Raw genomic sequence first — 9,695 nt, 5'->3', positions numbered from 1 at the left:
GGGCTAAGACTGGGTTTAAAAAATCGCCAAGTGGGTGAAAAGTGGGTTTCTGATGATTGTTCCTATTTATGCAAAGGTCTCTACTGACTTAATTCTGCCTTTGATAAGGCAATAATCCGCCACGCAGAGCGCAATAAAAATCCTGATAATATAATGGCAACTACACTATCGGGATAGCCAGAATCCGTTAGCCAAACTGCCCCTGAGGTTATTAATACTGATAAATTAACCATAATGTCGTTTTTAGAGCATTCCCAAACCGAAGTCATATTAATATCTTCGTTTCGATGGCGCCACAATATTAACAAGCAAAGGCTGTTTGCCACTAGCCCTAATAAGCTAAAAACACTCATTATCTCGAAAACAGGCAGGCTGGGCACAAAGAATTTGTAACCCACTTGCCCAATGATAAACAGCGCACTGAGAAGGATTAAAATACCTTTAAAATAAGCAACTTTGGCTTTGAATATTGCCCCTTGAGCCAGTGCATACAAACTCAGTGCATAAGTAACACTGTCACCAAAGTTGTCCAAACTGTCTGCCAATAATGCACTGGTGTTGCCTTGTATGGCTGCCGATCCAATAACAAAAAACATAGTGACATTGATGGCAAATACCCACCTTAGACTGGTGCGCTGATTTTTTTTATTGCTGTCTAAACTACAGTTGCTGTCACAACACTGCCCCATTAACTATTAATTGGTAAATTTATCCGTGGCTTCTTGCATGGCAGCCTTCAAGGTGCCCATTTCTGCCATTTCCACAATAATATCACCACCGCCAACAAGTTCGCCGTTCATATAGATTTGTGGGAAGGTTGGCCAATCGGCAAAAGCAGGTAAATTTTGCATCACTTCTTGATCCTCAAAAATGTTCACATAGGCAAATTCAACACCTGTTGATGCCAGTGTTTTTGCAGCGGTGGCTGAAAAACCACATTGTGGGAATTGTGGTGTGCCTTTCATATATAAAACGATTGCGGCACTGTCTACTTGCTTTTGAATTCTTTCTATTGCATCCATGTCTATCTCCTTAATATTTAATACCTGAGTATTTTACTCTTTTACTGCTTGAGAAATTGTGTACTTCTGCCCTTGCTTGAGTTTTTTGTAATTACCAAAAACAGATTTAAAATTATCTTTAATAAAATGTCGTAAGCCATTAATAGTAACAAAAGTAATCCTACCGCCTAGCTTGAGTGCATCAAAAGCATCATACAAAATAATACTTAACTGTTCTCTGCCGACTTTAGCGGGCACATTAGAGATGATTTGGTCAAAATAATTGTCTTTATTGACACTCAAAAACGCATCTGACAAATAGGCTTTAGTGTTATCAATATGATTGAGTTTAGCATTGGTGTTGGATAATTCAACCGCAATAAAATCCTTATCCACCATATGCACTTCACCCTTTGGGCAAGATTTAGCCACTGCTAAGCCAATTGGCCCATAGCCACAGCCAAGGTCTAGACACTTATCTGCCTCACCCACTTTCAAATATTTCATAAGTAATAGCGTACCATCATCAATCGAACGAGGTGAAAACACACCCCAGCGTGTTTTAAGCGTTAAATCATGGCTCAATAAATTGGTTTGAATGGTTAAATCTTGCTTGAGTTTGGGAATATCGCTACGAATAAACATATTATTTTTACGCCTGATTTTTGGTTTTCTTTTTCGCTTTGACATTAATTATCTGCGCCGCATTATCGCCAATATGCTCTTCGCCACGCATCTTTGCTAACTCAATCTGGCGTTGTCTTTCTTTATAACGATTGAGTTGTTCTGTAGAGCGTGTACCAAAACAGCGTGGACAAGAAACGCCTTTTTCGTAATGTCTGTGTTGCTTATCAACATCGGCAATCGGATAGCGACAGGCGTGGCATTGGTCATATTGCCCTTGCTCTAAATTATGCTTAACCGCAACACGCTCATCAAATACAAAACACTCGCCATCCCACATACTCTGAGCTTTATCAACCTCTTCTAAGTATTTCAAAACACCACCTTGTAAGTGATAAACTTCTTTAAAACCTTGTGATTTTAGATAAGCGGTTGACTTCTCACAACGAATACCACCCGTGCAAAACATTGCCACTTTCCTATCACGATATTGCTCTAAATGTTCTTTGGTATAAGCAGGGAATTCTCTAAAAGTCTCCGTATTTGGATTAATCGCACCTTGAAAACTACCGATGCCATACTCGTAATCATTGCGAGTATCAATCAACAACACATCAGGATCACTAATCAATGCATTCCAATCTTTGGGTTTAACATAAGTACCGACTGAGGCAAGCGGATCAATGTGTTGCACACCCAGCGTGACAATTTCTTTTTTAAGTTTAACTTTAAGTCGCTTAAACGGTAAGTTTTTACTATAAGAAAATTTAATCTCTAAGTTGTTAAAACGCCCATCATCTTCAAGAAATTTAAGAAATATATCAATTGCCTCTTGTGTACCAGCAACTGTACCATTCAAACCTTCTAACGCCAAAAGAAGGGTGCCTTTGATTTCCAAATCATCTATCAGTGCACGCAAAGGTTTGCGAAACACTTCAAAATCATCAAGACGAACAAATTGATATAAGGCACAAACGGTAAACATGCAAAAATCCCAAAACAAATTGCGTTATTTTACCATTTGAAATGTAAAATAAGGATTCTATGCTCAACTCAATTCATTCACCAACAGATATTAAGCAACTTGATTTAGATGAGTTACAGTCTTTAGCGGATGAAATCCGTGCATTTTTAATTGACAATGTACAAAAAACCGGTGGGCATCTTGCATCTAATTTGGGCACAATTGAAATGTCGATTGCCCTACATTATGTATTTGACACACCGAAAGACAGCGTTGTGTTTGATGTTGGACATCAAGCTTATACACACAAAATCCTCACAGGGCGTAAGGACAGAATGCATACTCTGCGTCAAAAAAATGGCCTATCTGGATTTACCAAAAGGCAAGAAAGCGAACACGACAGTTTTGGCGCTGGACATTCGTCAACTTCAATTAGTGCCGCTTTAGGCATTGCAATTGCCAATGGCATTAACCACGATGATGGCAAATCTATTGCCGTGATTGGCGATGGTGCGCTCACTGGTGGTATGTCGTTCGAAGCACTCAACCATGCAGGTGATAGTGAGGCAGATTTGCTAATTATTCTCAATGATAATGATATGAGCATCTCAAAAAATGTCGGTGCCATGAATAAATATCTAACCAAACTCATCTCTGGCAAGATGTATTCAACGATGAAAAACAAATCACTGGGTTTCTTAGAGAAAATGCCACGCATGCACAACTTCGCCAAACGCTCAGAAGAGCATCTTAAAGGCATGGTTTTACCCAGCACTTTGTTTGAAGAATTAGGCTTAGAATATTACGGGCCAATTGATGGACACGATTTACCTACCTTAATCAAAACTTTGCAAAACTTAAAAGCACAAAATAAACCTAGATTACTTCACTTAATTACCAAAAAAGGCTATGGCTTAGATAGTGCAGAAAATGACCCTTGTAAGTTTCATGGTATCGCACCTGCCTCTGATGGTTCAAGCACACTAGACAGTTACAGTCATGTTTTTGGACGCTGGTTAATCAACACCGCCAGCAACAATAAAGATTTAATAGCCATCACCCCTGCAATGTGTACTGGCTCTGGCATGAGTGAGTTTGAAGCAAACTACCCTGATCGGTATTTTGATGTGGGCATTGCCGAACAACACGCCGTTACTTTTGCAGGTGGCTTAGCCACGCAAGGGTTAAAACCTATTGTTGCTATTTATTCAACTTTTTTGCAGCGTGGTTACGACCAACTTATTCATGATATTGCCCTGCAAAATCTCAATGTTATTTTTGCCATTGACCGTGCAGGTTTGGTGGGTAGCGATGGTGCTACTCATGCAGGGTGTTTTGATTTAAGTTTTTTAAGGTGCATTCCAAATCTAACCATTATGGCACCAAGCAATGGTTTAGAGCTGTATCAAATGCTCAATACCGCCTTTAAAATGAAGTCACCTGTTTGTATTCGTTATCCACGAGGTGTGGCAAATATGGTGAAATATGAGACTCAAGACACAATAGAAATTGGCAAAGGTAATGTTTTGTTAAAAGGTGAGAAAATCGCTATTTTTGCTTATGGTAATAGAGTTGAAGCTGCCTTAGAAGCAGGCAAGGAGCTTGGGGCAAGTGTGATTGATATGCGCTTTGTAAAACCATTAGACGAGCCACTTGTTAGTAAAATAGCAAACGCACACCAGCAGTTGATTTCCATTGAAGATAATGCTATATCAGGTGGTGGAGGTAGTGCTATTAGTGAGTATCTACATCAGCAAAAAATCACCACACCTTTGCAAATTTTAGGCTTACCCGATAACTTTACTGAACAAGGCTCGCAAGAAGAATTGTATCAACAATATGAACTAACAGCACAGGGTATTATTAATGTCGCAAAATCATGAAAAAATTCCTAAAACACTATAGCCCTAATCCAAACGAATTAAAAAATCACAAACACTTAGGATGGCTTGGTAAGCATTTACACCATTCAAGTCTATGGAATTTTAATAGAAAATCTATTTCTAAAGCTTTTGCTGTGGGTTTGTTTTGTGCTTTTATTCCCGTGCCTTTTCAAATGCTTTTAGCGGCGCCAAGTGCTGTTATTTTTGCTGCTAACTTGCCAGTATCAATCGCTTTAGTGTGGATTACTAATCCTATTACCATGCCACCAATTTTTTATGGCTGTTATAAACTTGGTGCTTGGATTTTAGATGTCAGTATAGAAAAAGACTTTGTCATGTCATTAGAATATGTATGGCAAGTGTTTGGCACGATTTGGCAACCTTTCTTACTCGGTTGCCTGACATTGTCTATTATTAGCTCAACATTTGGTTATTTTGCCGTTCAACTTACTTATCGACTAAAAGCCTACAAAAGACTAAGAAGAAGTTAATTTTCGTCTGATTTGCATCTCTAACTGCTCAACCAAATCTTCATTGCTTACTTTAGAGTGTGTTAAACCATCAATATACATTAGATTAGGATCGCCACCTGTCAACCCAACCGATACCGCTTTGGCTTCACCTGGTCCGTTAACCACGCAACCAATCACTGCCACATCAATTGGCTCATTAATATCTTCTAGGCGCGCTTCTAATTCATTCACCACCTTAATCACATCAAACTTTTGTCGTGAGCAAGATGGGCAGGCAATCAAATTAACGCCTTTTTGTCGTAAGCCAAGTGACTTTAAGATATCAAATCCTACCTTGATTTCATCTACTGGATCAGAAGCAAGAGAAACACGGATAGTATCACCAATACCTTCTGCAAGAAGTAAACCCAAGCCAATAGAAGACTTTACTGAGCCTGCTCTGAGTGATCCTGCCTCAGTAATACCTAAATGCAAGGGGTTGTCAATTTGTGCTGCTAATTGTTTATAAGCAAAAACTGTCATAAATACTTCACTAGCCTTGAGTGATATTTTATAATTATCAAAACTCAGTTTATCTAAAATATCGATATGCCTAAATGCACTTTCCACCATGGCTTCAGGGGTAGGCTCGGTGTATTTCTTCTGCAAGTCTTTTTCCAAAGAGCCTGCATTAACACCAATACGAATGGGAATTCCGTGGTCTTTGGCTGATGCCACTACTTCTTTTATTCTGTCTTCTCGTCCGATATTACCTGGGTTAATACGCAGACAATCAGCACCATATTGAGCAACTTTGAGTGCAATTTTGTAATCAAAATGAATGTCGGTAATGAGCGGAATACTAACCTGTTTTTTTATTTCTTTAAAGGCTTCTGCCGCATCCATTGTTGGCACAGAGACGCGTACTAAATCAGCACCTGCATTTTGAATGGCTTGTATTTGTGCAACGGTTGCCTTAACATCATGTGTGTCAGTATTAGTCATACTCTGCACAGAAATGGGTGCATTGCCACCAATGGCAACATTACCAACAAAGATTTGCTTAGATTTTCTTCTTTTGATACTGTGGGTAGATTTCATTGCTGTTTTTTATAAAACTCATTCAGCTCATCCAAACTTTCTAGCATCTTAGGCTCTTCTGATCTTGGATTGCTTGTGGTAGTTTCAATATTAACAGGGATAGAGACAATTTTAACTACATCAGGCTCTGACTCTTTAACAACAATCAAGCCTGTGTTTAATTTTTTTGGTATTTGCTCATCGCTCAAAAAATAAACAACAACAACAACAACAAATATAACTAACAACATCCATAACTTAAAACCCCCACTTTTTTTTCTTTGCCCGGGGTGATATTCAATGCCTTCCATACCTATCATGTCATACCTCTTGTGCGTTTAGTCTTATCGACAACTTTACCGGCCAATTGCCCGCAAGCACCGTCTATATCCTCACCACGCGTGCGTCTGGTGGTAGTGCGAATACCATTATCAAATAAAACATCCTGAAATGATGCAATTGTAACCTTTTTTGAAGTCTTATATTGAGTTTCTGGAAAAGGGTTAAAAGGAATTAAATTTACCTTGGCTGAGATTCCTTTTAATAATAATGCTAATTTCTTAGCCTGAACAGTGCTATCATTTACCCCATCTAACATCACATACTCAAACAAAATATGGCGCTCTTGTGTGCCTGCATTTAAGTAATTTTTACAAGCTGATATCAGCTCTTTAATGGGGTATTTTTGGTTAATGGGTACCAACTCATCACGCAAAAGATCGTCCGGCGCATGTAAGGAAATTGCCAAACTCACCGACGTTCTATCTGCCATTCTCAATAGTGCTGGCACCACACCTGAAGTTGAAATGGTCACTTTGCGTCTAGAAAGCCCAAACGCTAAATCATCCAGCAACAAATCACATGCCGAGTACACCGCTTGCTCGTTCAACAAAGGCTCTCCCATCCCCATAAAAACCACATTAGAAATACGCCTATCTTTGTCACTTAAATACTGCTTGGCAATCATCACCTGAGCGATAATTTCTGCTGTTGTCAGGTTACGATTGAAACCTTGCATACCCGTAGAGCAGAAAGTGCACGCCAATGAACAACCTACTTGTGACGAAATACATAGTGTACCTCTGTCTTTTTCAGGAATATATACCGTCTCTATGAAATTATCTTTACCTGTGTCAATCACCCACTTAATCACACCATCTAGCGCATGACTTTGTTTCACTACTTCAGGAAGTTCAATACAAGCAACCTCATTAAGTTGTTCTCTTAATTTTTTACTTAAATTTAACATCTTATCAAAATCAAACTCATGATATTTATAAATCCACTGCATCAGTTGTTTAACGCGATAAGGTCTCTCTCCTAAAGTTTCGAAAAACTTGGTCAATGCTGTCTGATTAAGATTTAAAAGGTTTTGTTTGTTGTTTGGCATAACAAAAAAAGCACCCGAAGGTGCTTTTATTCTGCAAATGGTTAAATATTAACCGTTTACAGCATCCTTAAGTGCCTTACCTGCTTTAAATGCAGCCACTTTAGATGCAGCGATTTGGATAGTTGCACCAGTTTGTGGGTTACGGCCTGTGCGAGCAGCACGGTCTCTAACAACAAAAGAACCAAAACCAGTTAACTGTACGCCGTCGCCTTTAGACATAGCGCCAGAAATAGCTTCAGTTGTAGCATTTAGTGCGCGAGCCGCGTCTGCTTTAGAAAGGTTTGCTGTTGATGCAATTGCATCAATTAATTCAGATTTATTCATGTTTATCTCCTTGAGAGGTTTTTATTAAAAAATACTAAAAGTCTTTACCAGATAGGAGATGAAAACAATGACACACACTCAACATCTCAACAGTTAGTGTGCGCAATTATAGACAAAAAACCCCTATTGTGTCAATGTTTTTTAATAAAAAATGTATTTTTTCACTTGAGGCTTTCTTTTAACGCCCTTTGTTTGTCTCTTTTCCAATCTTTTTCTTTGATATCTTGACGCTTATCATGTGCCTTTTTTCCTTTAGCCACGCCGATTTCCAATTTAACATTGCCTTTAGACCAATACAACTTAAGGGGCACGACAGTAGCACCCTTCTGGTTGATTTTATCCTTGATACGATTAATCTCTAAACGATGTAGTAGTAGTTTTCGTGTTCGCGTTGGGTCTGCATTGACATGTGTAGAGGCACTTTTCAAAGGGGAAATATGGCTACCAAATAAAAATAGCTCGTTATTTTTCAAAATAACATAACTTTCTTTAATCTGCACTTTGTTGTCACGCAAGCTTTTTACTTCCCAACCTTTTAAAGAAAGTCCAGCTTCAAGTGTTTGTTCGATAAAATAGTCATGTCGTGCTTTTTTATTAACGGCAATTGTATTTGCATTTGTTTTTTTATTTTTCTTAGCCATTACTTATATTGTGCATCATATTTCTAAAAGTGCCATCGTTCCTTATTCCTGTGAGCAAATGTATCAACTGGTTAATCAGATTGACAAGTATCCACAGTTTCTCAACTGGTGCTCATCTGCTGATATTTTAAATCAAACCGAGCAAGAAATTACTGCTTCGGTTAGTATTAATAAAAATACATTCAAGCAGACCTTTACCACGCTCAATACACTAACACCAAATGTGCGTATTGATATGCAACTTAAAGACGGCCCCTTTAAGCAATTAAACGGTGCTTGGATTTTTACATCACTAAATGATAATGCTTGCAAAATAAACCTTGAATTAGAATTTAGTTTTGCCTCAAAGCTAGTTGATATGGTAATCACTCCTGTCTTTACTTCAATCTCCAATACACAACTTGATGCTTTTATTGAGCGTGCTAAGCAAATCTATGGGTAATCATGCGTCTGTTATTTTGTTTAACAAACCATTCGGAATACTGTGTCAGTTTAGTGGCAATGAGAAAAACTTATCTAACTTTATTAATGAAAAAGGTTTTTATCCAGCGGGACGCCTCGATAAAGATTCGGAAGGTTTGATGATACTCACTGATGATGGCAAACTGCAACACCAAATCTCAAACCCGAAGTTTGATAAGGAAAAAACCTATCTTGTACAAGTAGACGGTAAAGTTACTCATGATGCGATTGCTCAATTGAGCCAAGGCGTAGCATTAAAAGATGGACTGACTAAACCTGCCAAGGCAAGTGTCGTTCAACAGCCTGATTGGCTTTGGAGCAGAAACCCATCAATACGCAAACGCAAGAATATTCCGACTTCGTGGATTGAGCTTAAAATCACTGAGGGAAAAAACCGCCAAGTTAGACGCATGACTGCTCATGTTGGTTTTCCAACACTTAGATTGATTCGTACACAAATTGGCGATTGGAAGTTAAATAATATAAAACTAGGAAAATATGAATGCCTTTGAACTGACACACCAAGCTTTAATGAGTAATGTTATTGATGACAAAATCAAACTCACCCAGCAACTACAATCACTTAGCATTGACCAGAAACTGAATTATAAAGCCACACAGAAGATCCAGAAAATACCCAACCCAGGTAGACCTAAGAAACCTGAGTTGGTAAGGTTTCAATCAGTGCCGCAGCGAGACAAATCAAACCTTGGTCTTATTAAAACCATTCATGCAATTTGTCATATTGAATTTAATGCAATCAATCTTGCCTTGGATGCTGTATATCGATTTCAGGATATGCCTAAACAATTTTACCAAAATTGGATTAAAGTGGCTTTTGAAGAATCGCAGCACTTTACGCTGATTAGTAATT

General features: G+C 38.5%; 14 protein-coding genes. 5 read left to right on the top strand and 9 right to left on the bottom strand.

Translation table 11 applies throughout. From position 1 onward, the window contains the following. Window positions 1–80 precede the first annotated feature (80 nt). Genes BAZSYMA_RS07495 through trhO form a run of 4 tightly spaced genes read right to left on the bottom strand, consistent with a single transcriptional unit; the run spans window position 81 to window position 2,610 of the window. The gene (locus tag BAZSYMA_RS07495) at window positions 81–689 is read right to left on the bottom strand and encodes a cation efflux transmembrane domain-containing protein (RefSeq protein WP_090717364.1); all 609 of its coding nucleotides are present in this window, start codon (window positions 687–689) and stop codon (window positions 81–83) included. Window positions 690–695: 6 nt separating this feature from the next. After that, complete coding sequence (grxD, locus tag BAZSYMA_RS07490) at window positions 696–1,022, bottom strand: Grx4 family monothiol glutaredoxin (RefSeq protein WP_090717361.1); 327 nt, start codon at window positions 1,020–1,022, stop codon at window positions 696–698. 33 nt (window positions 1,023–1,055) lie between these two features. After that, the gene (locus BAZSYMA_RS07485) at window positions 1,056–1,646 is read right to left on the bottom strand and encodes a class I SAM-dependent methyltransferase (protein ID WP_090717368.1); all 591 of its coding nucleotides are present in this window, start codon (window positions 1,644–1,646) and stop codon (window positions 1,056–1,058) included. A 7-nt stretch (window positions 1,647–1,653) separates the two neighbouring features. After that, entirely contained in the window at window positions 1,654–2,610 is a 957-nt protein-coding gene (trhO, locus tag BAZSYMA_RS07480; protein WP_090717356.1) for an oxygen-dependent tRNA uridine(34) hydroxylase TrhO, read from the bottom strand. Between the two features lie 59 nt (window positions 2,611–2,669). Between trhO and dxs the strand changes: the two genes are divergently transcribed. Together dxs and BAZSYMA_RS07470 are read left to right on the top strand one after the other, a co-directional pair. Continuing rightward, a complete protein-coding gene (gene dxs / locus BAZSYMA_RS07475) occupies window positions 2,670–4,472 on the top strand; it encodes a 1-deoxy-D-xylulose-5-phosphate synthase (protein ID WP_090717353.1) in 1,803 nt (600 codons plus the stop codon). Further along, on the top strand, window positions 4,469–4,963 hold the full coding sequence (locus BAZSYMA_RS07470) for a DUF2062 domain-containing protein (RefSeq protein ID WP_090717349.1): 495 nt from the start codon (window positions 4,469–4,471) through the stop codon (window positions 4,961–4,963). Before dxs ends, BAZSYMA_RS07470 begins: the two co-directional genes overlap by 4 nt. On the opposite strand, the gene ispG is transcribed toward BAZSYMA_RS07470, so the two are convergent. The 5 genes from ispG to smpB all read right to left on the bottom strand — a co-directional run bounded on the left by ispG (window position 4,949) and on the right by smpB (window position 8,359). Continuing rightward, window positions 4,949–6,025, bottom strand: a complete 1,077-nt coding sequence (ispG, locus tag BAZSYMA_RS07465; RefSeq protein ID WP_090717344.1) for a flavodoxin-dependent (E)-4-hydroxy-3-methylbut-2-enyl-diphosphate synthase — start codon at window positions 6,023–6,025, stop codon at window positions 4,949–4,951. The two genes, BAZSYMA_RS07470 and ispG, sit on opposite strands and share 15 nt — an antisense overlap. Then, window positions 6,022–6,324, bottom strand: a complete 303-nt coding sequence (locus tag BAZSYMA_RS07460) for a hypothetical protein (RefSeq protein WP_090717339.1) — start codon at window positions 6,322–6,324, stop codon at window positions 6,022–6,024. Before BAZSYMA_RS07460 ends, ispG begins: the two co-directional genes overlap by 4 nt. Continuing rightward, a complete protein-coding gene (gene rlmN / locus BAZSYMA_RS07455) occupies window positions 6,321–7,394 on the bottom strand; it encodes a dual-specificity RNA methyltransferase RlmN (RefSeq protein ID WP_090717335.1) in 1,074 nt (357 codons plus the stop codon). Before rlmN ends, BAZSYMA_RS07460 begins: the two co-directional genes overlap by 4 nt. A gap of 48 nt (window positions 7,395–7,442) precedes the next feature. Beyond that, a complete protein-coding gene (locus BAZSYMA_RS07450) occupies window positions 7,443–7,718 on the bottom strand; it encodes an HU family DNA-binding protein (protein WP_090717330.1) in 276 nt (91 codons plus the stop codon). A 161-nt stretch (window positions 7,719–7,879) separates the two neighbouring features. Further along, window positions 7,880–8,359 carry an SsrA-binding protein SmpB gene (gene smpB / locus BAZSYMA_RS07445; protein ID WP_090717327.1) on the bottom strand — a complete coding sequence of 160 codons (480 nt, stop codon included), beginning with the start codon at window positions 8,357–8,359 and terminating at the stop codon, window positions 7,880–7,882. Between the two features lie 10 nt (window positions 8,360–8,369). Between smpB and BAZSYMA_RS07440 the strand changes: the two genes are divergently transcribed. The 3 genes from BAZSYMA_RS07440 to BAZSYMA_RS07430 form a co-directional block, all read left to right on the top strand. After that, entirely contained in the window at window positions 8,370–8,801 is a 432-nt protein-coding gene (locus BAZSYMA_RS07440) for a type II toxin-antitoxin system RatA family toxin (RefSeq protein WP_090717323.1), read from the top strand. Then, a complete protein-coding gene (locus BAZSYMA_RS07435) occupies window positions 8,794–9,333 on the top strand; it encodes a pseudouridine synthase (RefSeq protein ID WP_090717320.1) in 540 nt (179 codons plus the stop codon). Before BAZSYMA_RS07440 ends, BAZSYMA_RS07435 begins: the two co-directional genes overlap by 8 nt. Next, window positions 9,320–9,695: DUF455 family protein (locus tag BAZSYMA_RS07430; protein WP_143243149.1), on the top strand; the 376-nt coding region annotated here is incomplete at its 3' end. The genes BAZSYMA_RS07435 and BAZSYMA_RS07430, both read left to right, overlap by 14 nt.

The organism is Bathymodiolus azoricus thioautotrophic gill symbiont (genome assembly GCF_001298715.1).
In the GTDB taxonomy this organism is placed as follows: domain Bacteria; phylum Pseudomonadota; class Gammaproteobacteria; order PS1; family Pseudothioglobaceae; genus Thiodubiliella.
This window is presented reverse-complemented; position numbering and strand designations above follow the sequence as displayed.